The following is a 25,283-nucleotide window of genomic DNA, read 5'->3' as shown; positions in this document are numbered from 1 at the left end:
CTTCTCACCCGCATGAATATCAAGGACTTTATTTTTTCCTCTCATTTTATGAAGCAATATCAGCAATATGCGAAAGATCATAACAAGACGCCTATTCATCCGATTCAGTTCATCATGACTATTATAGGTATGACCGTATTTCCTTTTATAGCCAGCCCCCTCATACAGAAATTAGGAGACTTAAATCCCAAAACGTTTGACAACATGCTGGAAGAGAGAAAGACGGTGCTCCCCAAATGGATTAAGGCCATTATGGACAGCGATTAAATTTTTTTGCACTACAGTTAATCAAACGATTAAACATAATGATAAAATCAAATGAACAACCGTAAGACAAAGGTAATGAGGATACTGCTTCACATAACACTGAGCTTATTTCCTTCGATCGTTTTCCCGCAGGCGAATCCGGTTTTAAGTCTTGAACAATGTTACTCCCGGGCACGCGAAAATTATCCATTGTTGAAGCAGCATTCACTTATTGAAAAGAGCAATATTTATTCACTCGAAAATATTTCAAAGGGGAGTCTGCCCCAGATCTATATCAATGGCCAGGCAACGTACCAATCCGGGGTCACACAGATCCCTGTTCACCTTCCCGGGCTTGATATGCCCGTTCTCAACAAAGATCAGTACAGGTTATACGGTGAAGCGAACCAGGCCCTCACTGATCTGATCACTGTAAAAGCGCAAAAAAAACTTCAGGAGGCGAACAATCAAATTCAACAGCAAAGTCTCGAAGCAGAACTATATAAGATTAAGGAGAGGATCAACCAATTGTTCTTTGGAGTTATCCTGCTGGAAGAACAGCTTCGCCAGAATGGGTTAACGAAGAAAGATATCTCTCTCGGCATCGATAAAGTGACAGCTTCGATAAAGAATGGAACCGAATTCAGGAGCAGTCTTGATAAATTAAAAGCTGAAATGCTGAAAGCCACCCAAAAAGACATCGAACTTAAGTCGGCACGCCGTGCATTCCTTGATATGCTTGCCGCATTTATAAACCAGTCCCTCGATGATTCGGTGAGGTTAGAAAAACCAGCAGAACCACTCACCTCCGGCCAGCTCAACCGCCCGGAACTGAAGTCATTTACCGCGAGGAAGCAGGTTTACGATTATCAGAGTAACCTGCTGAATATTCATGCATTACCAAAATTTTCATTGTTCGTACAGGGAGGCATCGGCCAGCCCTCCCCCGTTAATATGCTTAATCCGGATATGTCGGGCTATTATATCGCAGGCCTAAAATTAAACTGGTCGATATCCAATTTCTACACACTCAGGAAAGAAAAGAAACTCAATGAAATTAACCAGGCCCTGGTGGGGGTTGAGCAGGAAACCTTTGTTTTTAATACCAGGCAATCTTTACTTCAGCAGAACAGCGAAATTTCGAGGCTCAGGGAATTGATTAATACAGACATAGAGATTGTGAAACTGAGGACATCCATCAAAACAACAGCAAACAGCCAGCTTGATAACGGTGTAATAACGGTTAATGATTATGTAAAAGAAATCAATGCAGAAGACCAGGCCAGGCAAGCCGCCAGTCTCCACCAGATACAGTTGCTGATGGCACAGTACAACTATAATACAACCGCAGGAAACTGAACCTGCCCGTAAAACGACATCTTAAATTTTAATAAAGATTATAATGAACAGATACAAATCAAGTATGTTAAGCATCGGAATTGCTCTTCTGGTATCATGCCATCAGGAAAGCGAATACGATGCATCCGGAACTTTTGAAGCGGAGGAAACGATCATCTCAGCAGAAGCTTCCGGAGCTCTTAAGTTATTCAGTCTGGAAGAAGGACAAAGTTTAAATGCCGGAGATAACATAGGATACATAGATACTTTGCAACTGTATCTCCGAAAAAAACAGCTGCGAAGCCAGATCCTTTCCACACTTGCACAGATGCCGGATACACATGCACAACTGGCAGCCCTTCAGTCGCAACTGCAAACGGCGCTCAGAGAACAAAGGAGGTTCACGAAGCTTGTAGAAGCTGATGCAGCCACCCGAAAACAACTGGATGACGTATCAGCACAGGTGGATCTGTTGAAAAAGCAGATCTCAGCACAACGATCTTCGCTGGACATCACCACGACCTCCATTCAGCGTCAGACCTCTCCCTTGGAAATACAGGTGGAACAAATTGATGATCAGATCAAAAAAAGCATCATTATAAACCCCGTAAGCGGTACAGTCCTAACGAAGTACGCCGAAAAAAGCGAGGTGGTCAGCGTGGGAAAACCACTCTACAAGATTGCAGATGTGTCGGCACTAACCCTGCGCGCTTATATAACGGGAGATCAGCTGCCTCATATCAGGCTGCATCAGAAAGTAAAGGTCTTAACTGATAAAACGGCAGATACCTACCAGCAGCATGAGGGAATTGTTTCCTGGATCAGCGACAAAGCGGAGTTCACACCAAAAACTATCCAAACGAAAGACGAGCGGGCTAACCTGGTATACGCCGTAAAGATCCGGGTAAGGAACGATGGTTACCTCAAGATCGGCATGTATGGTGAAGTAAAATTTCTATAATGGAGCCGGTTATTTTACACAGCATTACCAAGACCTACGGCAAGGAAAAAAAGCTGGCTGTAGACAAAGTCTCTTTCGCAGTGAAGCAGGGGGAATTATTTGGCCTGATTGGACCCGACGGCGCCGGAAAAACCAGCATTTTCAGAATTCTGACAACCCTTATGCTCGCTGATAGCGGGAGTGCAACAGTAGAAGGGTTCGATGTCGTGAAGGACTTTAAGGAGATACGAAACTGTATCGGATATATGCCCGGCAGATTTTCGCTGTACCAGGATCTTACTGTCGAAGAAAATCTCAAATTCTTTGCTACTGTCTTCGGTAGCAGTATCCGGGAAAACTATTCGCTGATCCACGACATCTATGTACAGATAGAGCCCTTCAAGTCGCGCAGAGCCGGAAAGCTGTCGGGGGGAATGAAGCAAAAGCTCGCTTTATGCTGTGCCTTAATTCATAAGCCTTCCGTACTTTTTCTGGATGAGCCCACAACAGGCGTCGATCCGGTTTCAAGGAAGGAATTCTGGCAAATGCTGAAGCAGCTGAAACAGCAAAACATCACTATTATCGTTTCAACTCCTTACATGGACGAAGCTACCCTATGTGACAGAATTGCGCTGATCCAAAATGGAAGTATTTTATCTGTAGACACTCCCGAAGCCATTGTGAGCTCCTATCCAGACCTCCTTTATGCTGTTAAAGCGGAAAACTATTACCGGCTCATCACAGAACTTGGCAGATACCCGGGAGCCTCTGCTGCTTATGCCTTCGGCGAACATGTTCACCTGGCACTAAAACGAGATAAAGGACACCTGCAAGAAGCTAAAAAAGAGAAGATCCTCTCTTACCTTGCCGGGGCGGGCATTAAAGACGCTACACTTAAGGAAACGAAACCCACTATAGAAGACTGTTTTATCAGGTTACTATCAAGAAATGAATATGAAAGAGAAACCAGACAATAATCAGCAGCTTACCATCCAGGTAGAAGAGCTAAGCAAACACTTTTCTCATTTCGTAGCAGTAGACAAGATCACATTTGATGTGCAGAAAGGAGAGATCTTTGGATTTCTGGGAGCAAACGGAGCGGGAAAAACAACAGCCATCAGGATGTTATGCGGACTTTCCGCTCCGACATCGGGGAAAGCAAGAATAGCGGGCTTCGATGTATACAGACAAGCGGAACAGATAAAAAAGAATATCGGGTATATGAGCCAGAAGTTTTCCTTATATGAAGATCTGACCGTAACAGAGAACATTCATTTCTTTGGCGGCATCTATGGCTTGACAGACAAACAACTGAAAAGCAAGACCAGGCAACTTATTGGTGACCTGGGACTAGAACGGGAAGCTAAAAAGCTTGTTTCATCTCTTCCCCTTGGATGGAAACAAAAACTCTCTTTTTCGGTCGCCATTCTGCATGATCCTCAAATCGTTTTTCTGGATGAACCGACCGGCGGAGTCGACCCGGTAACGCGCCGGCAGTTCTGGAACCTGATCTATGAAGCTGCCGAACGGGGGATCACGGTTTTTGTGACCACCCATTATATGGATGAAGCGGAATATTGCAAGCGGATATCTATCATGGTGGACGGGAAAATTAAGGCGCTGGATACCCCCTCTAATTTAAAACAGCAGTTTAATGTCCCCGATATGGACGCAGTATTCTACCAGATAGCCAGAGGCGCTCAGAGAGGAGATAAAAACCCAGCGGCATGAAATCAATCAGCAGGCAATTTTCTAACCAGCAGTTCTTTTCGTTTGTCAGGAAGGAGTTCTACCATGTAATGCGTGACAGAAAAACACTTCTCATCCTATTTGGAATGCCGGTAGCGCAGATCCTGATCTTTGGGTTCGCACTGACCAACGAAGTAAAAAACACACGGATTGTAGTTTCTGACTATGCTAACGACCCTGCGTCCCGCCGGATCACCGAAAGAATGGCCGCCAGCAATTATTTCGACATTGAAAGGAGGCTGGTGAGCCACCGGGAAATCGAGTCAGCGTTTAAAGAAGGGACTATTAAACTCGCCCTCATCTTTCCGGCGCAGTTTAATGAAAGCCTGTCGCACGGAAACAGTGCACAGATACAATTGATCACGGATGCTTCCGATCCAAATACAGCAAACACGCTGGTCAACTATGCATCATCCATTATCAGAGACTACCAGGCAGAGTTAAATATGCTCCATTCCGTCCCGTATAGCATAATTCCCGAGGTACGCATGCTTTATAATCCCCAGCTAAAAGGTGCACATTCTTTTGTTCCCGGTGTGATGTCATTAATCCTCATGCTTGTCTGCGTAATGATGACTGCCATATCGATTGTGAAAGAAAAAGAGACCGGCACCATGGAGATATTGCTTGTCTCGCCATTCAAACCCATGCTGGTTATTGTCTCAAAAACGATTCCTTACCTGATCCTATCGCTCATTAATGTCGTATCCATTTTATTACTGAGTGTATTTTTGCTGGATGTGCCCGTCAATGGCAGTATCTTGCTCCTGTTCGCAGAAAGCACGCTTTATATCACTGCATGTCTGAGCCTGGGAATTTTCATCTCTATTAAGACAGCCACGCAACAGGCAGCCATGACCATTTCGCTTATGGGCATGTTGCTCCCTACGGTAATGTTCAGCGGATTCATGTTTCCGATCGAAAATATGCCGGTGCCACTGCAAGTGCTGTCCAATATAGTCCCGGCAAAATGGTACTACATTATAGTGAAATCTATTATGATCAAGGGAACCGGACTCGCTCTTTTGTGGAAGGAGACGCTCATATTGATGGCTATGGCAATATTTCTTCTGACCATCAGCTTAAAAAGTTTTAAAACCCGGTTGGAATGACCTATTAATCACAAACAATGCGCACGCTAAAATTTTTGCTACAAAAGGAGTTCAGGCAGATCCTCAGAAACAAAACAATCAGAATGATGATCTTTTTTATGCCTGTAGCCCAGCTTCTTATCATCCCTCTAGCGGCTGATTATGAGATAAAAAATATTAACCTGGTGGTAATCGATCATGACCATTCCCCCTATACACAGAAACTGCTGGAAGACATTACAGCCTCAGGATATTTCAAGCTTACAGGATACTGCAGTTCTTTTCGGGAAGCCCTCGAACAGGTAAAAAAAGATGAAGCAGATGTACTGCTCGAAATCCCGGAAGGATTTGAAAAGAACCTGATCAGAGACAACAGCAATAAACTCTTTATTGCTGTAAATGCGATAAACGGCGTAAAGGCAGGGCTCGGAAGCGCTTACATCAGTTCCATTATCAGAAAATTCAACGAAAAAATCCTGACAGAGTTGATACAGCCGGACAGATTTAACCGGGAGCAGGTCATTGAAATTACAGCCTCAAACTGGTTCAACCCGGAAATGAGTTACCATGTATTCATGGTACCCGGCATTCTCGCCATCCTGGTGACCATGGTTGGCGGATTCCTTTCAGCCCTGAATATAGTGAAGGAAAAAGAAGCAGGTACTATGGAACAAATCAATGTTACTCCCATTAAGAAGCACCATTTTATCATCGGCAAGCTCATCCCCTTCTGGGTACTGGGAAACCTCATTTTTACTATCGGCCTGGTAATTGCGCGCTTGGTTTACGGCATTGTCCCGGCCGGAAGTCTCCTCGTTCTTTTTACCTGTACGTCTGTATATCTTCTGGCCCTCTTAGGGTTCGGGCTGCTGATATCTACATTCTGCGAAACGCAGCAGCAGGCAATGCTCATCATGTTTTTTTTTATGATGATCTTTATCCTGATGGGAGGTCTCTATACACCAATAGACAGCATGCCGGAATGGGCAAAAGTAATCTCATGGCTTAATCCGGCAAGTTACCTTATCGAAGTGGTACGAATGGTCGTACTAAAAGGCAGTGATTTCCGTGATGTTGTGCCACACCTCATCAAGCTGTCGTTTTTTACTATTGCATTAAACAGCTGGGCGATACTAAATTACAGGAAAACCAACTAAATATGCCAGCAGGCTTTCCTGAAGATGGCCTGTCATTAAAATGTCCTGTCAGATCCGCTTACGGGGACGCCTTCCGGAGATACCCTCTCCCGGACGGGTAACCTTTTGATAAGTTACTTCACCCGGTCTGCTCACCTTCTGATAGGTCTTTGCTTTAAACTTCGGCCGGCTCTTTATATCTACCTTTTGGGCTCCCCTGCGTTTATTAGCTACTTTCTCCTTTTGCCTGTCGTCTGCAAATGTGACACTGATCGTTTCGTCATCAATGCTGGCTTCGTGCAGATTAGCCACTGCCCTCCTGGCTTCCTCTTCATCCGCCATGTCGACGAATCCGAACCTCCGGCTAATCTTCGTGTGCTTGTCTCTTACAATATTAACAGCCTCTACCTTTCCAAATTGCTCAAAAATCTCTTTAAGCTCGAGGTCTTCCAGATCACGCGGAAATCCGCCTGCAAATAATTTAACCATTATGTTTGTGTGTATCTCCCGATGGTTGTGACCATCTCTTGTTTTAATACTATTATACTATTAAGTAAATTGATTGTTTCAATAAATTGTGTCAGGTCGAAATATATTATTCACAATCCCCTGTTCTATAAACGATACATATAGATGAATATTTTTTTAATGTGTAAAGCTATGGCTTCCCATCTTAACTAATTGCTCTTTTTATTTGTTTTTGGCACTGACTAACCCAGATAAAGGCTCATAATGGGCATAAACAGTGCCGCAAGTTAGATAATATTTTCCGAAGGGGCAAAAAACTTCAGATATATTTGTCAGATTATCCCCCCAGACATAATCTTGTTTTTACAAAAGATACTTTTTGTTTAGCAAATTAATTTTTTCTTCCTATCTTTAAGGACCCTCCCAAAGGGTATGTTTTTCATAGGTAGATGTAGGGCCGGATCTTATCCGGCCCTTCTTATTTACTTTTTAAAAATGAGTCGCACTGATTCTCTACATTCCACTCTGCAGTGCCCAGATCCATATATTCATCTATCACCCGGTCGACAATACCCTGGGTAATATCAGGATAATTTACTGTTATTCCAGTTCCATTGTTAATCCATTCCCGGATCTCCGAATCGTGACGGTGTTTTAAATTTTTAATGACCGGCACTCCCATTGATTCGAGGGCGGCAGCATTTAAATGCTGTTCATATTGATTTTTCATGGGCACCACCATCAATTTCTTCCCCATAAACAGCGCCTCTGCGGGAGTCTCGAAACCAGCACCGCACAATACCCCCGAACTACTCGACATGCTGCTGATAAACTGCTCATTATTGACAGGGCGTATCTCAATGTTTTTATACTTAAAGGCCCGCTTGTTGTGTTTCGAAAACACCTCCCATTTCACTTCCGGAAATGCAGACAACCTCTTGAGCAAACTTTTATCGTCATAGGCAGGTAAGTAAACCGTGTAGTGGCCTCTATCTGAAACAATCCGTTGCCTGACCTGCTTACGGATAACCGGGGTGAAGATATTTTCATTATAGGATTCAAAATGAAAACCATACTGAAGGCTGGAAGGGGCATAATTTCTCAGAATAAGCCTCCCCAGCATATCGAGGTGTTCAGGCTTTGGAGTCCCTGGAGCCAGCACTGCTGACTGATGACTTAAGGCGACGACAGGCTTATTCTTCATATAACAGGCCCATGCGGATACAGGCTCGAAGTCAGTGATGACCAGGTCATACTCATCCACAGGAAGAGCCCTGATTTCTTTTATAAGTCGTTTTAAGCTGCTTTTAACAAAGGTTTTCCAGAGATCCACCCCTCCGGACTTCCCGAAGATAAAACTAAGGCCTGTCAATTTATATTTTATCGGGAACGGCAAAGGAAGGTCTCCCTGAATACCACTTACCAGAACGTCAACTTCGCCTTTGCGACTGAGGCATGGAACGATATCCATAGCTCTGCTCAAATGACCGTTGCCCGTGCCCTGTATGGCATAAAGGATTTTCATACACAAAAGTAAAATATTCTTTATAACAAAAAGGAGGATACAATCCTGCATCCTCCTTTTTGTTATAAGTAAAAAAATACTATTTGCTCAGATTAAAGCCGTAGGCTACACGCAGAGCGATCTGTTGCGGATAACCGGTCTTGGCAAAATCTTCATATTTTACACCAACATCCAGTCCATTCGAAAACGCCCAGCCCAAAGCAGGCGACCATACGAATGAAGTTTCAGCTCCTTCGTTTGTTGAAAAACCGGCTCCAAGTTCGCCTGAGAGATAAAAGTTTCTCGTAAGGAAGCCTTTAAGACCGACTTTTACCGGAATAACATTGTATCCTTCAGCGCCAGGTATATCCTTATACTCGTCCTTCAAAAAAAAGTGCGTAAAGCCGGTGGTTAACATACCGGAAAGCGGACCTGTAAAATCTTTCTGTAATCTTACGTCGCCACCCAAAACAAATCCGTGCCAATCATCATCGATTGCTACCCCAGGATTAGCGGAAATTCCCAACCTCCAGGCTTTCGAATCCTGGGCCTTACTTTGCGTCGTTATCAGCATCAGAGCTATAGCACAAGCAGATGTCAATAGTTTAATTGTCGTTTTCATAGTCATTTCAATTAAGTTTGTACAAAAAACTAAGTTCAGTCTAACAAGGAACATGCCAGATCTGTATTCTTTTCCCAACACACTTATCCAACAGGAAAAAATCCGCACAGATCAGTTAATAAATATTTCATTTAAAAGAAGTTTTGAAATTTTTGGCTTATTTAAACATCTCTGACATTGAGAGGACGACAACCTACCTATCCGTATCGTTTTCGTGATTTTTTGTCATGTAAAGAGACCAGACTGAATGCGCCAGAACATTCGTGGCATTCACATGTTAAAAAAAGATACTGATGCGTTTACTAAACACAGAAAGCCCATGAAAAACAACTTAAAATCAGGAATATTAGCTATTGTATGTGCTGTCATGCTAGCCTCCTGTACTTCTAACAAAACAGGTGACAAAGTATCCGACTCGCTTGATGCGGTCCATGATTCAATCAGGAATGACACTTCATCGTATGACATCACCTCTCAGAAAGATTCTCCTGACACAAGCAGCGGCACTGACTCATCTGCTGCAAGATAATCTCTTATCAGGAAGGGGCGTTACCCCTTCCTCCGTTTACGCAATTTCCTTTTCTTATCTCTTTCTTATCTCTGCTGACATACCATTGTCATGCCGCCGTCTTTCTTTGCAACGAGAAGATTCACATCTGATCAATAATTTTTATTTTTCTTTAAAATATTTCTCCGTGCAGTTCGTCTGCATAGAAAAACAAACAAATTGAACTCCGCGGCAATGACATCAGCAAACGAAAGCCATATTGTACAAACCATAAAGGAGTATGGCCGAAGCCTGATGAATTTCATTCGCAGAAGAGTAAAAAGCGATGCTGATGCAGAGGATATTCTTCAGGATGTCTGGACACAATTCAGTTCGGTGGTCAACGCCGGCCCGATAGAGCAAACCGGCGCGTGGCTCTTCAAAGTTGCAAGAAACCGGATCATCGACAAACACAAAAAGAAATCGGAGATGCTGGTAGATGAAGAGGATGACAGCGAAGCCGAAACTGACCTGAAAGAATTTCTGATGACAGACAGCAATACTCCCGAAACAGAATACCTGCGGTCCATTTTCTGGAAACAGTTCTTCGATGCGCTGGAAGAACTACCCCCGGAACAGCGGCAAGTATTCCTGTGGCACGAACTGGAGGGACTCTCCTTTGCGGATATCGCCGAACTTACCGGAGAAAAAACGAATACCCTGATTACGCGGAAAAGATATGCCGTACTGCATCTCCGGAACCGGCTCAGAGTACTTAGAGATGAGATATTAATTTATTGATTATGAACAAACGATTTAATGCAGGAAAAGTCCTGCTGGGTATTTTAATTGCGGCTGCTGCATTTACAGCCCTTGGATTCGTAATAATGTATTTATGGAACAGTATCCTGCCTGGCACGATACACGCCGGTACCATCACGTTCTGGCAGGCTCTGGGAATATTTGTTCTGGCAAAAATCCTTTTCGGATTTGGCGGAAAGGGGCCGGGCGGAGGGCGCCCATTCTGGTGGAAGAGGGAGATGCGAAAAAAGATGAGAAACATGACTGCCGAGGAAAGAGAGAAATTTAAAGAAGAGATGTACCGCAGAATGGACTGCTGGCATTCGCCTTCAGATAATTTCCGTCATTCTTTCTATAAAAATCAGGAAAACGTTAACAAAACAGAACCAGACGAGTCTAACAAATAAGTCTGTATATAATCATTTAATTCCGAAAGCTATGGACATATTAATATTTAAGACAAATGTGAGCACCAGGCAGCATGTGGAATCCGTTCGCCCTTATCTTCACACTCTCAGGGAAATTTTTAAGTGGAACTTTGATCTTCTTGATGATGAATTTATTCTGAGGATTGAAGCGGATCATGCCCTGAACCCCAGGAAAGTAGAAAGCACACTGCATTCTGCCGGATATGACTGTAAAGAGCTGGGAACGTTCACATCTGCACAATATTAGACAGATATACGGATTTTCACTATTTTTATCTGCCTGCGGATATATACGCAGGCAGATATTCATGAATACTGAAGTTACTCTTATCCTTGAACACATCGGAAAGCATATACACCTGACCGGGGACGAACAAGATTATTTTGTAAACCTGCTGCAAGCCGGTAAAGTCAAGAAACGACAGTTCATTCTAAAGGAAGGAATGATCTGTAAACATTCCTCATTTGTAAATAAGGGATGCCTGAGGGGGTTTACACTGGATAAAAATGGATTTGAACATGTTCTGAACTTTGCCCCTCCAGGATGGTGGATAGGTGATATGTACAGCATGATCACTCAAAAACCCGGAGTGATGAATATACAGGCGCTCGAAGACACCGACATTCTGCAATTATCAAAAGTTAATCAGGAAATACTCTGTACGAAGGTTCCCAAGTTTGAGCACTTCTTCCGGGTGATCACCGAGAATTCACTGGTGAGCACTTACCAAAGGTTGACAGAAAGTCTGAGTTTTACAGCCGAAGAACGGTATCTCAACTTCTGTAAAAAATATCCCATGCTGATACAGACCCTTCCCCAGAAACAAATCGCCTCATACCTCGGCATTACACCGGAGTTCCTGAGCAAAATGAAAAAGGGACTTCTGAAGAAAAGATAGCGATCTGCTTTACCCCGCCTTTTCTTAACCTACATTATGAAATGGGGCTGCCATACCACCTACTTTTGTATAAACAAAAACAAAAAGATCATGGCACAAACAGTAATTCACAAAGCGGATACACGGGGAAAAGCGGATCACGGCTGGCTTAACAGCTATCATACCTTCAGCTTCAGCGGCTACTACGATCCTTCCCGCGTGCACTTCGGAGCCCTTCGTGTACTTAATGACGACACTGTTGCTGCAAAGCAGGGCTTTGGCCGCCATCCGCATGACAACATGGAAATCATCTCTATTCCGCTTGAAGGAGACCTTCAGCACGAAGATAGCATGGGTAACGTCGCGGTAATAAAAAAAGGAGATATCCAGGTAATGAGTGCCGGTACAGGCATCTATCACAGCGAATACAATAAGAACAACGATCAACTGGTGAAATTTCTGCAAATCTGGGTATTTCCGAACAAAAGGGACGTAACTCCCAGGTATGATCAGATCAGCCTCAATCCGGCAGACAGACATAATAAACTTCAGCAGATCCTCTCTCCTTCTGCCGATGATGAGGGAGTCTGGATCCATCAGAATGCCTGGTTTCATATTGGCCATTTTGATGCAGGCGTAAAAGCAGAGTACACAATCAAAGACCAGGATAACGGTGTATACGCTTTTATTCTGAGCGGAAATGTCAGCATCAACGGCCATTCATTGTCTGCCCGGGATGGAATAGGAATATGGGAAACAGATAAACTGGATATCACCGCAGACACCGAAGCAGAGTTCCTGCTGATGGACGTCCCGATGACAGTAAGACTTTAACAGAACCTGGAATTTCTTTTTAGCCGGTCTCGTACCGGCTATTTTTTTGCAGTTTTGCAGAGCATTATGAAGAATAAAGAGGCAACCACTATCAGTATCCTTGGCTGCGGATGGTATGGATTACCGGCAGGGCATTTGCTATCCTCCCTGGGTTACAGGGTAAACGGATCAACCAGAAGTATCCACAAAATGGAACGTTTATCCGGACAAGGAATACATCCCTACCTGGCAGAGGTCAGCCAGCATGAAATAAATGCTCAGGATGACTTCTTCGAATGCGAGGTTTTGCTGGTCAGTTTTCCACCGGGTGTGAAAGGAGGTGATGCGTCAGAATATGTTCAGAAGATCAGGAACCTGATTAAGAGAATCCTGAAGTCACCGGTAAAAGAGGTGCTGTTCATTAGTTCCATCAGTATTTATGGGGATCAAAACGCAGAAGTAGACGAAGACACCACGCCCCTTCCGGAAACCTCGTCGGGAAAGGCTTTGCTTGAAGCTGAGAATCTCCTGAAAAAGGAGTCAGATTTTCACACGACCATTCTCCGGTTCGCTGGTTTAGTGGGGCCGGGAAGACATCCGGGAAGATTTCTCTCCGGGAAAAAACAGGTTCCGGATGGCGATGCTCCTGTAAATCTTGTTCATCTCAATGACTGCTTAGGTATTACCAAAGAGATCATTACCAATAAACTATTCGGTCATACTTTTAATGTATGCGCACCTGACCATCCTTCGAGAAAAGATTTTTATACACTTGCGGCACAAACAGGAGGATTCACAATTCCCGAATTTTCAGGCACCGCAGGAGGCTGGAAAATTGTAAAAAGCAGAAAAATCCCCTCCCTGCTGCAGTGGCGTTATTCTACCGGTGACTGGCTGCACTATTTAACAGAAAACAGTGATTCATTTATTGGATGAACGCTGCCTATAGTGTTCTAAGTTTGAGTATCAAAGCGGGAACCAGGGAAGCGACCCTACATTTAAAAAACTCATTTTCAGGCAACTACACAAGAAAAAGAAAAAACTTCCGGAATTTCATTTTATTTTCATGATCCATAATGTTCTTTGAATAAAAAGATATAACATTATGAAGAAGGTCATATTTTATAGTTCAATAATTCTTGCAGTATGTTCTGTAGCAGAGAGCAAAGCACAAGTTCGTGTTGATGTAAATGTCGGCCGGCCAGTATATGTAGTTCCGGCCCCAGTGCCTGTAAGCTATTATTATTTACCCGATATTGAGGCTTATTATTACGTTCCTCAAAAGATATATTATTACCGGGACCGCGGCCAATGGGTATCTAACCGCCGCCTTCCTGGTTACCGCAGTTATAATGTTTATAATGTGCGTCACATACAGGTTCACGAAGAGAGACCCTATTTACGCCACGACTATTACCGCAGCAGGTACCATGCCGGCCCCGGCCATCATGGGGAAAGAGGTCATCACGGACCGGGTAAATGGAAAAAACCACACACACATAGAGGAAGAGGGCGACATTAATGTTGTCCTGAACAGGCAGAGCGGCAGTTTCAATGGGGTGATTGCTGCCGCCTCCTGTTCTTTTCAGATCTCAGTCGTCTATTCCGTCTATGTCCGACATCTGGTGCGTTCTGTTATCTTGCGAAAAGAGGATGAAAAAAAGTATTTACTCTTGCATAGTTTTCACAAAATATCTTCCTTTGGTAAACAAAGTTCTTTTAAATGAAAGAAAAAGATATTTACTCGGAACTTAGTTCCATCCGGAGCCTTATGGAACGTTCGGCCAAGTTCATTTCGCTAAGCGGATTATCCGGGGTGATGGCAGGGATCTATGCCCTTCTGGGTGCTTATACAGGCTACAGAATAGTTTACTATGAAGCGAGCGGACTCACATACCGTGAGTATTATATTGATGAATATTCAATTATTTTCCGCTTGTTTATGGTAGCAGTAACTGTATTGGTCTTTTCAATTGGCACGGGAATATTGCTCACCGTGAGAAATGCCAGAAAAAAAGGCGAAACCGTATGGAACCCTGTCAGCAGGAAGCTCCTATTGAGCCTTCTGATTCCTCTTGCTGCCGGGGGGCTGTTTATCCTTATCCTTCTGTATCGTGGATATTACGGGATAATTGCGCCGGCCTGTCTTTTATTTTACGGGCTTGCACTGGTATCCGGAAGTCACTATACATATCCGGATGTAAAATGGCTGGGGATATGTGAGATTATATTGGGTTTGCTGGCCGCACTTATGCCCGGCTACGGCTTGATATTCTGGACCATCGGTTTTGGACTGCTGCATATACTCTACGGTTCTGTTATGCACTTTAAATACGACAGGTGAAATTATCGTTAGAACATTTTGATAAAGCATTTGAGAACCGCATCAGGCTTCAGATTATGAGCGTGCTTGTTGCCAATGACAGCTATGATTTTAATTCACTGAAGGATCTGCTGAAAGTAACGGATGGCAACCTCGCTTCGCACTTAAAGGCCCTGGAAAAAGAAGAATATATCACTGTGACCAAGACTTTTCTTGGACGCAAACCCAACACAAGCTACGCTGCATCGGATAAAGGCCGGGATGCGTTCAAGCTTCATCTTAAAGCGCTTGAAAATCTTATAAAGCAACAGAAGTAAACACATTCAGATATGCTGAAAAACCACCACTGCGGTGTGAACTTATTTACCCAAAAGGGGGATTTTTATTCCCAAATTACCAAGAATAATTTTTATCTAAAAAGCTAAGATACAGTGTTACAACCGGCTAACAAAACGAACAACAATGGCTTATTTTTTGTCTTAAGAATTATAACCCTCCCAAAGGGTATGTTTTTCATAGGTAGATGTAGGGTCGGATCACTATCCGACCCTTTTTTGTTTCCTAATACCTAAAACAACAAAATCCGCAATTGTTTTAAATATTTTTATTTTTTTAAGAACTTAAAACATCCGTCTAAATTCCATTTTATGATACAAATCATTTTGTTGAACGACTGGTATGCTTAATTTTATACAGAAAAAATCACAATTAACAATACTACAACCCTTCACTTTGACACAATTCCCTGAACCTTATCTTCTGTCCAGTGTTCAGGATTTTAGAGAAAACATCTGTTGAATGCAGGATACATACCAGGTTGATTGAACCGGAAGTTAGCCCCCCGTGATCAGCGTTTTTGCCCTGCGGAATCAGGAGCAGCTTTGATCCTGGTGCCCCGTTGGTCATTATTCTCATCCAAGTGGGTTGGATTTTGTGCCGTATCTGCCGTTCCCGAGCTATCAGGCATTAAGCCGCTGATCGAACCAGATGTATCTGCCCCCTTTTCATCCTCACCATATCCATTGGGATTTCTGTCTGAACTTGTACAGCCCTGTACCATGAAGCTTATCATGACAGCAAATAGAAAAAACTTGATCTTCATCTTATTCATAGGTTAATATTGATCTAACAATATATCCCCGGGAAAGATGAAGAAAACAGCGATTATATTCCTTTATTCATCCATTGATTGTTTTCCGGATAAGAATCTATAAAAACATTTCCGTCAAGAGTGATGGATTTTACCTTCCGGGAGATCTTCAGATTTACAATGATTTTCTGTTGATTCTCCTTCCAAGCTGAAGGATCCTGGTGAAAAAGATCCTGTCTGCCGTCCGCATAATTTATCCGGATGTCGAAAGGAACAGCGAAGCCGCCGGGATTTTCCACCGTCAAAAGATAACCGGATGCTGTCTTATTCACAGCCCCCAATCCAAGATCGATATAATTATTTGAAAAGAACCAATTAGTCCAGAACCAGTTGAGATCCTTTCCTGAAACATTATTAAAAGTAAAGAAGAAATCCCAGGGTGTCGGATGTTTGCCGCTCCACCGGTTCATATATTCGTGTAAGCATTTCTTAAACATCTGATCTCCCAGCATATCTTTTAAAGCAAGATAAGCAAGGGAAGGTTTCCCATAAGCGTTGGTACGATAAGCTTCTTTGAGCTCATAAGAAGGGGTAATGATTGGAAGATCAGTAGCCTGACTGGAGTTATTCACCCATTTGCTAACTCTTACCCTTTTATAATTTTCTTCTGCCTTAAGCCTGTCCATATAAGAAGGTGCGATCAGGAATTCGAGCGTAGTAGCCCAGGCTTCGTCCATAAAAGCGTACCGGGTTTCATTCGTCCCCATGTAAAAAGGGAACCAGGTATGAGCAATTTCGTGGTTAGCCACCCTTCTTCCTTCAAGACCCGGAATAGGAGAATCATTAATCATCATCGGGTATTCCATATCAGCGTCCCCCTGAAAAGCCGTCATTTTTGGATAAGGATAAGGTACTCCCGGCCAGTTATGCGAAAACCAGTGCAAAGCATAAGCTCCCCATTTCGCCATATCCCTGAAAGAAGAAGTAGTGTCAGCGTAGGCAGCCTGCATACTTGCCCTTCTTCCGGTTTTCTCATCAACTACTGCGCTTGTTGCATCCCATACAAAATGATTACTTACGCCAAAAGCAACATCACTGACATTTGAGCTGTGGAATTTCCATTGATTAAGTTTGTTCTGTGCTGTTACCGTCTCTGACAGCATTTCTTTATGGGTGGCTACATGAACAATGGAATCGGTGCCCAAAGAACGGGCAAGCCTTTCTAAATGGCGGGACTGCAGTACCTCTGATGGATTCATCAGATCACCCGTAGCCCAAACAACAAAATTTGCCGGTACGTTCACCGTAAGCCTGTAGTCATTAAAATCATTATAAAACTCGGGACTTCCGGTATGTTCGGTGAGGTCCCAGCCGTTGTAATCATCATAAACTGCTATTCTTGGATAAAAATAAGCGAGATAAAAAGTGGTACTGTCAATCCTCCCTTCTCTCCCGCTTTGCAGAGAAACGGGATAATGCCAGCGTACAGAACAGGTAAGCGAATCTTTAGGAAAAAGCGGCTTGGCAAGCTTAATCGCCTGTCTGGTAGTTTCCCCCATCCCTTCTTTCCATAAGCCCGGCTTGCCATTCACATCAAAAGCATCAACGGTGACTCCCTCTGTGAGATAATCGCGTCCGGCAGCACCATAACGCGCGGAGCCTGGTTTATGGTTGTTTAGGATCAATTTAATGACAATGCTATAAAGCGTATCGGGGCTATTGTTTACGTAAGTTATCTTCTCTTTTCCTCTGACTATCCTGTCCGGAGGCAACACGGTCACATCAATATCATATTTCGCCCGGTTTTGCCAGTAATTTTTTCCGGGCTTTCCGTTGGAAGACCGGGTTTGGGCTTTGTAAGCCTGCTTAATATCCCTTGGCTGATATAATGTTTGCGCGCGTATGATGACTGAAGGCTGCAGGAAAAACAACAAAAAAGAGAAAGAGAGATACCTGAACATATTGAAAATACCCTAAAATACTACTACAAATATTGCATTTAAGCCATAAAAAACTGCAATTCCGTACAAAATAGCAAAACAAACACAAATATTTCATTGTCATTTGCAAAAAGGTTCTATACCTTTACGGCGAACAGCAATCAGCATGGAGTTCCGTTATCAAAACGGTTTAGTCAAAGCCTGCCAATGGCTAAGTGTTGCAAGTCATCTTTTATTTGAGCTTAGCATTGAGATTGCCTTGTGCGATGACAAACGGGCTAATACCGCATCCACCATCACTTCGTCAGACCTTGAAGAAGAGATTATAGAGTTAAAGCAAAACCCTTATGCTACAGAACTAAATCAGCTTGCAGAAAAGCTGAGAGACAAGCTGGAGATCATTATGGTGATTAATGATCTCGATCCCTTTGAGATTGAATCATGGCATATGCTGGATATTTTTGACGAGGAACCTCCGGAAAGCAAACGAAAATGGGAGTATCATGACCTGGTTAGATTTTGTTATAAACAAATATCTTTCTTCCCGGTCCAGATGCTGACAGTCATCACTCCCGGCATGCAGATGCTGCACTCTCAGCCCCACAACTCCGGACATTATCCCAAGCCCGATGCCGTTTATGAAAAAAGCGTCGCACTTCTGCTGGATGCTATCGAAGACTTTGATTCGGCTATTCAGGGATTTATTATAGCAAGATACTTTGCCAAAATTGAAGGAAGGATCGTTTAGATTGCTGACAACGCAAATGCCAGTAAGGAGGCTGCCATAGTACTGAGAAAATTTACGGCATCATTGCCTATCACTCCTTTTCTTTCCAGAGACGCTCCTAAAAGAGAATCAGCCAGATTGCCTGATATCCCACTGAGGCAAATAATAAACAGCGCCCGGCTCTTTAAGTCACTTCCAATAAGCGCTATGATCAGTGCGCCCAGCACGCCCGCTATCATCCCTTCAAGGCTAACGACTCCGTCTTTCCCGCGCATATCGCGTCTGAATGTGAGTATGTTATAGAAATTCTTCCCATAGACAGACCCCAGTTCGGACGACAAGGTATCACTTGTGGCTGAAGCGAAACCGGCAGCCATCATTAATCTGAACAAATGACTATTTTCGGGATTAACGAAGCTCAATCCTCCAAAGACTGCGGCCATACCTGCATTTGCAAGAACCTGACTAATATTCCGTTGCCCTTTATTGGCTTCTGCAATACCAGCCCCCTCTTTAAAATTCTGTTGCCAGGAGCTTGCCAGTGTTGCCAATACAAAAAAAGCTGCCATCATCGCTATGCCGCTATAACCCGCTCCGAGATAAATGACTAATGCAAGTACAACACCTGTAAGCGAGGCGCCTGGTGTAAGCTTTCGTGTTCTTGCACTGAGAAATCCTCCTGTAAGAAGACCTGCAATAAGTAATAACGGGAATTCCATGACAGGGCTGTAAATTATACAACCTTTGTGATAATAAGAAATATATTCACTACAGAGGATTATGACAAGCGTAAAATTCCAGATCCGGGACAGCACCCCGAAGCCCATCTCTCATATTTACGTATAAGTCAATCAATTATCAAACTTTAAACCTTTTTCACTATATTAGCATTATATTGCTATAGTTAGTCATACAATTAAGCAACCGCTACCGGCGAAATATGTACTCACCCAACATAGAAAAAGATGGAGCAGAAAAGGCTTATAATAAAAGTACAGCAATTGCTGTCGCACTCTGTTTTGGAAACAGATTTTTATGACAGGGCTACTGATCAGATTATTGCACCTGAGCTTAAGTCTGCTTTTGCAAAATACCTATGGATAAGAGGTGAACATATTGTCGGGATCAAAACCTATCTCCTGAGGACAAATCACAAATATGAGCTTCCGTCTTTAAGCCCTTTACAAAATGAAAGATTATGGAACTTTTTCATTGAATCAGTGAACAAAAAAGACAATCCTGCAATTCTGAACACCGGGATCAGATATGTACGGCTAACCCTTAACCGGTATAATAATGCACTCCTTTTTTCAGGCGTTGCCGACAGGGTGAACGGCATGCTCCTCCGCCATTTTCAGGAAATCCAAAACATATTGCAGGAATTTTCCTTAATGCAAAACAGAAGACGGGTATTTTAAATTTATTGTTATTGCATAATTAAGAAACCGGTACCTGAAATATTTTATTACGCCGCCTGCTCCTTAATTATACCTGTTTTATTATACTTGCAGTATTTACTGGACATTGAAATATAACTCAAATCAACACATTACGAAAATGCAGGAATTAGAACCCTCAGTTCTTAAAAAAGTCGAAGAATGGCTTCAGGGAAGCTATGATGCTGACACCAAACAGCAAATTCAAAAATTACTGAACGAGAAAGCGTTTACTGAATTAACAGATTCATTTTATAGAGATCTCGAATTTGGTACGGGCGGCCTGCGTGGCATCATGGGACCAGGCTCTAACCGTATTAACAAATATACGATAGGTGCCGCTACCCAGGGTTTGAGCAACTATCTTAAGAAGACCTATCCGTCGGAACAGATTAAAGTGGCGATAGCGCACGACAGCCGCAATAATTCTGATTATTTTGCCCGGATCACGGCAGAAGTATTCTCTGCAAACGGAATTTTTGTCTACTTCTTCAAGGAGTTGAGGCCTACGCCAGAGTTATCGTTCGCCATTAGGGAACTGGGATGTAAAAGCGGGGTCATGCTCACTGCTTCCCACAATCCAAAAGAATACAACGGGTACAAAGCATATGGAGCCGACGGTGGCCAGTTCGTTACTCCGGAAGATAAAAAAGTGATGGTTGAAGTTGCAGCCATCAGCAGCATAGATGAAGTAAAATTTGATCCGGAAGAATCGAATATCCAGATGATTGGTGAAGAAATCGACGAACTGTATCTTGACAAAATTACCAAACTGTCTGTCTCTCCTGAAGCTATAAAACGGCAGCACGACCTTAAGATCGTGTTTTCACCGATCCACGGGACAGGAATAACCCTGGTACCCCAGGCATTGAAAAGATTCGGGTTTACAAATGTTACCCTTGTCGACGAACAGATAAAACCAGACGGAAACTTCCCGACAGTTGTCTACCCCAATCCTGAAGAGAAAGAGGCCCTCACCCTTGCCCTTAAAAAAGGAATGGAGATTGATGCCGACCTTATCCTGGCCACAGATCCTGATGCAGACCGCGTTGGCATCGCCGTTAAAAACAATGACGGTGAATTCATCCTGTTTAACGGAAATCAGACAGGCAGTCTTTTGATAAACTATCTGCTAACAGCATGGCAGGAAAAAGGGAAACTCACGGGCAATGAATACATCGTTAAAACGATTGTAACGTCGTATATCATCGACGCGATTGCAGCTTCAAAAAATGTTGAATGTTATAATACGCTCACCGGATTTAAATATATCGGCGAACTTATGACCAGGTTCGAGGGTCAGAAAACATTCATCGGAGGCGGAGAAGAAAGTTACGGCTATCTGATCGGCGACCTTGTGCGTGATAAGGACGCCGTTGTTTCTGCCGCTTTCATTTCAGAGATGACAGCCTTCTACAAAGATAAGGGTTCCAGTCTGTTCGACGCTCTCCTGGAAATGTACCAGCAATATGGTTTTTATAAAGAAAAACTCGTTTCTGTTACTAAAAAAGGAAAAAGCGGTGCCGAGGAAATTAAAGCGATGATGGAACGCTTCAGAAACAACCCTCCTGCAACGCTGGGCGGTTCAAAAGTAGTAGCTCTGAAAGATTACGAACAAAGGATCGAAACCGACATTTTATCGGGCACAAAGAAGGAACTTGATCTTCCCGAATCAGACGTACTTCAGTTTATAACGGAAGAAGGAAGTATTATTTCTGCCAGACCTTCAGGAACTGAACCCAAGATTAAGTTCTATTGCAGCGTGAAAGGTTCTTTGTCGGACAAATCAGCTTACAAAGAAGCCGATGCCCTGCTCGAAGAAAAGGTGTCTTCTATTATGAATGACCTGGGAGTTTAGATCCCCTAAATAAATCTGCAAGGCCAGCCCCAAAAGGCTGGCCTTTTTCATTCTGCCTTCTCGCAACACTTTCCGGGTGACTGATTGTTAATATGTTAACAAAAAGTTTATTCAATACTAACATCTTTTGATTTATCTTTATAAGACACCGGAATCATTCTGAAAAAAGGCTCTCCGGATCACTTAACCTGTAAAACATTCATATATGACCTGGAAAAAATTTAGCGGAGAAATTATTCATTCAGACATTCATGACGAAGTAAAGAGAGCGATTGAACGTGAAAACGGCCTGGGAAACAAACTTAAGGTTTGTATCGGGACGGATTCGCAGGTAAAAGGTGCTGTAATTGACTATGCAACAGTAATTGTTTTCCTGCGTGAAAAAAAAGGGGCATTTATGTTCATCCACCAGGAAAGAAGTAATAGAAAAATGAGCATTAAAGAAAGGATGCTAACGGAGGTTCAAAAATCTATTGAGATAGCTTATGCCTTGTGCGATCTGCTTGATCTTTACAATGTAGACCTGGAAGTGCATGCTGATATCAACACAAATCCGATGTTTAAGTCAAACCAGGCATTACATGAAGCGATGGGTTACATTTTGAGTATGGGCTTTGTTTTTAAAGCTAAGCCTGAAGCGTTTGCAAGCTCTGCGTGTGCCAATAAGATGGTGCACTAATGCCCGGATCCGCCTTATTTTTGGTATATTTGCCAGTATGAGGGGATTAAACTTGAAACATACTATCTTTTTAATCCTGGCTTTAAGCTTGTTGTTTAATGCCCATACCTTTCTGAATAAAAAAGGAGTCTCTCTCAGGCAACCTTTTATCAGGAGTATTGCGGCATACAAAAAAGCGCAGAGAGAAAGCTTCAGATCTCATCCTTCCCTGCCACAGGCAAACAGGATCAGCAAGGGTCAAAATACCCCTGCGCCGTCTGTGATTCAGCTACTGGGCAGCAACAATATCGCTTTGGTGCATTTTATTGCCTTAAGTGTTTTTCTAGCAGATTCCTGCCGGATTTTATTCGACAGATGTAAATCCCTGATCTTTTTTCCCGCACACTGGTTCAGCTAACCCACTCAAGGGTATCTAACTGGTTTTCATCATTTAATCTTTTGTTACAATCTATCCGTTCTGAGAGAGACGGATTTAATTTTTTTACATGATTCACCTTCCACAATTAATAACGGATTTGGGATTGATTATGGCAGCAGCAGCCATAACAACACTCATTTTCAAACTCATCAAACAGCCTCTTGTACTGGGGTATATCATTGCCGGTTTTTTAGTAGGCCCTCATTTCAAGTTCATCCCTACAGTTGCCGAAGAAGAAAGTATATCGACCTGGGCAGAGATAGGGGTAATTTTCCTCCTGTTCAGCCTGGGACTCGAATTCAGCTTCAAAAAGCTTGCGAAAGTAGGTGCAGCGGCTTCTGTTACGGGGGTTACCGAGGCTGTTATTATGCTTCTGATCGGATATCTGACCGGACAATTGATGGGCTGGACATTGATGGACAGTATATTTTTGGGAGGGATCCTGTCCATATCTTCCACAACTATTATTATCAGGGCCTTTGATGAACTGAAGATCAAGCATAAAAAGTTTGCAGGGCTTGTATTCGGCGTCCTCATTGTGGAAGACCTCGTTGCCATTCTCCTGCTTGTTGTACTTTCGACAGTAGCGGTAAGCCGTAACTTTGAAGGATCCGAAATGATCTTCTCCATTCTGAAATTCGGCTTTTTCCTGATCCTTTGGTTTCTGGGAGGGATCTTCCTGATACCTACATTTCTTAAAAGGACTCAAAAACTGATGAATGAAGAAACCTTACTGATCGTTTCTCTGGCTCTTTGTCTGCTGATGGTGATCCTGGCGGTAAAGGTAGGTTTCTCACCTGCTTTAGGTGCTTTCATTATGGGATCTATCCTTGCTGAGACTACTTTGGCGAAGCGGATCGAACACCTCACAAAATCTGTTAAAGATCTGTTTGCAGCTGTCTTCTTTGTTTCAGTGGGGATGCTTATAAATCCCTCTATCCTGAAAGACTTTGCTGTGCCAATTGTTATTATTACCGCCGTCACCGTAGCAGGCAAGCTAATCAGTACTATAACAGGGGCAATATTGTCGGGGCAGCCTATTAAAACCGCGGTACAGGCAGGTATGAGCCTCGCACAGATCGGCGAGTTCTCCTTCATCATTGCAACACTGGGTCTGGATCTGAAGGTTACAAATGAGTTCCTTTATCCCATTGCTGTGGCCGTGTCCGCAATCACGACTTTTACCACTCCCTATCTGATTAAGCTGTCAGAGCCTTTTTCCAGTTACCTGGAGAAGAAATTACCGGAAAAATGGGTAAAAAGCTTAAATGATTACAGCACAAATGCCCAGAACATCACTACTACCAGCAACTGGAAAAAATTACTTCGTGCATATCTGCTGAATGCCGTGATTCACTCCGTTATCCTTATTGCCATACTTTACGCATCCAGCCGCTTCATTCATCCATTTGTCACGGCTAATATTTCTAACGGAACGAAAGGATCAGTGATCAGCCTTTCTGTATCTTTTATTCTCATGGCTCCATTTCTGTGGGCTTTTGCACTGAGAAGGATTGAGAAAAAAGCCTATGCTAATTTGTGGCTGAACAAGCGGTACAACAGAGGGCCTATTATTACGATTGAAGCTGTCAGAATCATCCTCGCTATTATTTACATTGGTTTTCTGATCAATATATTTTTCAACGCGGTACTGGCAATAACTATCGCCCTGGTTACTATCGTAATCATGATTGCAATTCTGTCAAAGAAGCTCCAGGCATTCTATAGCAGGATTGAAAACCGTTTCCTCGAGAATCTGAATGACCGGGAAAGTCAGAATTCAGATCTAAACACGCTGGTTCCCTGGGATACGCACCTTTCTGAACTGGTTGTAGCACCTGAATCCCCGCTTATTGGGCAAACTTTACAAGAACTGGCGGTTCGCGAGCGATATGGGGTGAACATTGCTCTCATTGAAAGAGGAAAACTGGTTATTGCAACCCCGGGGAGAGACGAAAGGCTATTTCCCAACGATAAGCTCACCGTTATAGGGTCAGACGATCAGCTGGAGGCACTTAAGCGCCAGATCGAGGTGTCGGAACTGGTTAACCCTGTCATCCAGGGTACAAAGAAGGACATGAAATTGCTAAGAGTTGATCTTTCTTCCACCTCACCCGTATGCAATCTTTCCATAAGGGATTCGGGAATCAGAGAGAAAACACAGGGATTGATAGTGGGTATTGAAAGTAATAACCAGAGGATACTGAATCCCGAATCTTCGTACGTGCTGAAGGCTGGCGATATTGTATGGATTGTCGGAAACCCTAAAAAGATTTCCGAGTTATTAAAAGGTTAGCTTTTTGTACTTTTG

General features: G+C 43.2%; 28 protein-coding genes and 1 pseudogene. 23 read left to right on the top strand and 6 right to left on the bottom strand.

The annotated features are described in order from the left end of the window. The 7 genes and pseudogenes from DDR33_RS10660 to DDR33_RS10630 all read left to right on the top strand — a co-directional run. Positions 1-267: pseudogene (locus DDR33_RS10660) on the top strand (hypothetical protein); the annotation flags it as partial. A 51-nt stretch (positions 268-318) separates the two neighbouring features. Beyond that, positions 319-1,605 (top strand): TolC family protein, encoded by a 1,287-nt coding sequence (locus tag DDR33_RS10655; RefSeq protein ID WP_202913712.1) that lies wholly within the window; start codon positions 319-321, stop codon positions 1,603-1,605. A gap of 43 nt (positions 1,606-1,648) precedes the next feature. Further along, positions 1,649-2,545 carry an HlyD family secretion protein gene (locus DDR33_RS10650; protein ID WP_109415754.1) on the top strand — a complete coding sequence of 299 codons (897 nt, stop codon included), beginning with the start codon at positions 1,649-1,651 and terminating at the stop codon, positions 2,543-2,545. Continuing rightward, positions 2,545-3,501, top strand: coding sequence for an ABC transporter ATP-binding protein (locus DDR33_RS10645; RefSeq protein WP_109415753.1), 957 nt, complete (start codon positions 2,545-2,547; stop codon positions 3,499-3,501). Before DDR33_RS10650 ends, DDR33_RS10645 begins: the two co-directional genes overlap by 1 nt. Next, on the top strand, positions 3,479-4,255 hold the full coding sequence (locus DDR33_RS10640) for an ABC transporter ATP-binding protein (protein ID WP_109415781.1): 777 nt from the start codon (positions 3,479-3,481) through the stop codon (positions 4,253-4,255). The genes DDR33_RS10645 and DDR33_RS10640 overlap by 23 nt, the downstream gene beginning before the upstream one ends. Then, positions 4,252-5,385, top strand: coding sequence for an ABC transporter permease (locus DDR33_RS10635; RefSeq protein WP_109415752.1), 1,134 nt, complete (start codon positions 4,252-4,254; stop codon positions 5,383-5,385). Before DDR33_RS10640 ends, DDR33_RS10635 begins: the two co-directional genes overlap by 4 nt. A 17-nt stretch (positions 5,386-5,402) precedes the next feature. Continuing rightward, the gene (locus DDR33_RS10630; protein WP_109415751.1) at positions 5,403-6,521 is read left to right on the top strand and encodes an ABC transporter permease; all 1,119 of its coding nucleotides are present in this window, start codon (positions 5,403-5,405) and stop codon (positions 6,519-6,521) included. A 48-nt stretch (positions 6,522-6,569) separates the two neighbouring features. Here the strand turns inward: DDR33_RS10630 and DDR33_RS10625 are convergent, their stop codons facing one another. From DDR33_RS10625 to DDR33_RS10615, 3 genes are all read right to left on the bottom strand, one after another. Beyond that, positions 6,570-6,989: an RNA recognition motif domain-containing protein gene (locus tag DDR33_RS10625; protein ID WP_109415750.1), complete on the bottom strand. Its 420-nt coding sequence runs from the start codon at positions 6,987-6,989 to the stop codon at positions 6,570-6,572. Between the two features lie 457 nt (positions 6,990-7,446). Next, on the bottom strand, positions 7,447-8,493 hold the full coding sequence (locus DDR33_RS10620) for a glycosyltransferase family protein (protein WP_109415749.1): 1,047 nt from the start codon (positions 8,491-8,493) through the stop codon (positions 7,447-7,449). A 79-nt stretch (positions 8,494-8,572) separates the two neighbouring features. After that, the gene (locus DDR33_RS10615) at positions 8,573-9,094 is read right to left on the bottom strand and encodes a hypothetical protein (RefSeq protein ID WP_109415748.1); all 522 of its coding nucleotides are present in this window, start codon (positions 9,092-9,094) and stop codon (positions 8,573-8,575) included. A 319-nt stretch (positions 9,095-9,413) separates the two neighbouring features. On the opposite strand from DDR33_RS10615, the gene DDR33_RS10610 reads away from it, so the two are divergent. The 10 genes from DDR33_RS10610 to DDR33_RS10565 all read left to right on the top strand — a co-directional run bounded on the left by DDR33_RS10610 (position 9,414) and on the right by DDR33_RS10565 (position 15,141). Continuing rightward, a complete protein-coding gene (locus DDR33_RS10610) occupies positions 9,414-9,623 on the top strand; it encodes a hypothetical protein (RefSeq protein ID WP_146198746.1) in 210 nt (69 codons plus the stop codon). Between the two features lie 213 nt (positions 9,624-9,836). Beyond that, positions 9,837-10,382 (top strand): RNA polymerase sigma factor, encoded by a 546-nt coding sequence (locus DDR33_RS10605; RefSeq protein WP_109415746.1) that lies wholly within the window; start codon positions 9,837-9,839, stop codon positions 10,380-10,382. A 2-nt stretch (positions 10,383-10,384) separates the two neighbouring features. Beyond that, positions 10,385-10,789 carry a hypothetical protein gene (locus DDR33_RS10600; RefSeq protein ID WP_109415745.1) on the top strand — a complete coding sequence of 135 codons (405 nt, stop codon included), beginning with the start codon at positions 10,385-10,387 and terminating at the stop codon, positions 10,787-10,789. A 31-nt stretch (positions 10,790-10,820) separates the two neighbouring features. After that, the gene (locus DDR33_RS10595) at positions 10,821-11,057 is read left to right on the top strand and encodes a hypothetical protein (protein WP_109415744.1); all 237 of its coding nucleotides are present in this window, start codon (positions 10,821-10,823) and stop codon (positions 11,055-11,057) included. Between the two features lie 61 nt (positions 11,058-11,118). Next, positions 11,119-11,709: a Crp/Fnr family transcriptional regulator gene (locus DDR33_RS10590; RefSeq protein WP_109415743.1), complete on the top strand. Its 591-nt coding sequence runs from the start codon at positions 11,119-11,121 to the stop codon at positions 11,707-11,709. A gap of 90 nt (positions 11,710-11,799) precedes the next feature. Further along, the gene (locus DDR33_RS10585; RefSeq protein WP_109415780.1) at positions 11,800-12,522 is read left to right on the top strand and encodes a pirin family protein; all 723 of its coding nucleotides are present in this window, start codon (positions 11,800-11,802) and stop codon (positions 12,520-12,522) included. A 66-nt stretch (positions 12,523-12,588) separates the two neighbouring features. Continuing rightward, positions 12,589-13,437: an SDR family oxidoreductase gene (locus DDR33_RS10580; protein WP_109415742.1), complete on the top strand. Its 849-nt coding sequence runs from the start codon at positions 12,589-12,591 to the stop codon at positions 13,435-13,437. Positions 13,438-13,862: 425 nt separating this feature from the next. Further along, the gene (locus DDR33_RS10575; RefSeq protein WP_146198745.1) at positions 13,863-14,228 is read left to right on the top strand and encodes a hypothetical protein; all 366 of its coding nucleotides are present in this window, start codon (positions 13,863-13,865) and stop codon (positions 14,226-14,228) included. Beyond that, positions 14,225-14,845, top strand: coding sequence for a hypothetical protein (locus tag DDR33_RS10570; RefSeq protein WP_109415740.1), 621 nt, complete (start codon positions 14,225-14,227; stop codon positions 14,843-14,845). The genes DDR33_RS10575 and DDR33_RS10570 overlap by 4 nt, the downstream gene beginning before the upstream one ends. Next, positions 14,842-15,141, top strand: a complete 300-nt coding sequence (locus DDR33_RS10565) for a winged helix-turn-helix domain-containing protein (RefSeq protein WP_109415739.1) — start codon at positions 14,842-14,844, stop codon at positions 15,139-15,141. Before DDR33_RS10570 ends, DDR33_RS10565 begins: the two co-directional genes overlap by 4 nt. Positions 15,142-15,671: 530 nt before the next feature. On the opposite strand, the gene DDR33_RS10560 is transcribed toward DDR33_RS10565, so the two are convergent. Both DDR33_RS10560 and DDR33_RS10555 read right to left on the bottom strand, forming a co-directional pair. Then, positions 15,672-15,926, bottom strand: coding sequence for a hypothetical protein (locus tag DDR33_RS10560; RefSeq protein WP_146198744.1), 255 nt, complete (start codon positions 15,924-15,926; stop codon positions 15,672-15,674). A gap of 62 nt (positions 15,927-15,988) precedes the next feature. After that, entirely contained in the window at positions 15,989-17,875 is a 1,887-nt protein-coding gene (locus tag DDR33_RS10555) for a M1 family metallopeptidase (RefSeq protein ID WP_109415737.1), read from the bottom strand. A gap of 145 nt (positions 17,876-18,020) precedes the next feature. Between DDR33_RS10555 and DDR33_RS10550 the strand changes: the two genes are divergently transcribed. Beyond that, entirely contained in the window at positions 18,021-18,602 is a 582-nt protein-coding gene (locus DDR33_RS10550; protein WP_109415736.1) for a hypothetical protein, read from the top strand. Here the strand turns inward: DDR33_RS10550 and DDR33_RS10545 are convergent. Then, the gene (locus DDR33_RS10545) at positions 18,599-19,300 is read right to left on the bottom strand and encodes a DUF92 domain-containing protein (protein ID WP_158280704.1); all 702 of its coding nucleotides are present in this window, start codon (positions 19,298-19,300) and stop codon (positions 18,599-18,601) included. The two genes, DDR33_RS10550 and DDR33_RS10545, sit on opposite strands and share 4 nt — an antisense overlap. Positions 19,301-19,546: 246 nt before the next feature. On the opposite strand from DDR33_RS10545, the gene DDR33_RS10540 reads away from it, so the two are divergent. The 5 genes from DDR33_RS10540 (at position 19,547) to DDR33_RS10520 (ending at position 25,268) form a co-directional block, all read left to right on the top strand. Further along, positions 19,547-19,999 (top strand): hypothetical protein, encoded by a 453-nt coding sequence (locus DDR33_RS10540; protein ID WP_109415734.1) that lies wholly within the window; start codon positions 19,547-19,549, stop codon positions 19,997-19,999. 139 nt (positions 20,000-20,138) lie between these two features. Then, positions 20,139-21,875, top strand: a complete 1,737-nt coding sequence (locus tag DDR33_RS10535) for a phospho-sugar mutase (RefSeq protein WP_109415733.1) — start codon at positions 20,139-20,141, stop codon at positions 21,873-21,875. A gap of 205 nt (positions 21,876-22,080) precedes the next feature. Beyond that, on the top strand, positions 22,081-22,554 hold the full coding sequence (locus tag DDR33_RS10530; protein WP_109415732.1) for a ribonuclease H-like YkuK family protein: 474 nt from the start codon (positions 22,081-22,083) through the stop codon (positions 22,552-22,554). Positions 22,555-22,591: 37 nt separating this feature from the next. Continuing rightward, the gene (locus DDR33_RS10525; protein WP_109415731.1) at positions 22,592-22,951 is read left to right on the top strand and encodes a hypothetical protein; all 360 of its coding nucleotides are present in this window, start codon (positions 22,592-22,594) and stop codon (positions 22,949-22,951) included. 88 nt (positions 22,952-23,039) lie between these two features. Beyond that, positions 23,040-25,268, top strand: coding sequence for a cation:proton antiporter (locus DDR33_RS10520; protein ID WP_109415730.1), 2,229 nt, complete (start codon positions 23,040-23,042; stop codon positions 25,266-25,268). Positions 25,269-25,283 lie beyond the last annotated feature (15 nt).

Origin of the sequence: Pararcticibacter amylolyticus (assembly GCF_003130405.1) — a bacterium.
Taxonomy (GTDB): Bacteria; Bacteroidota; Bacteroidia; order Sphingobacteriales; family Sphingobacteriaceae; genus Arcticibacter; species Arcticibacter amylolyticus.
Note: the sequence above shows the minus strand (reverse complement) of the source record. Positions and strands in the feature narration are given on the sequence as shown.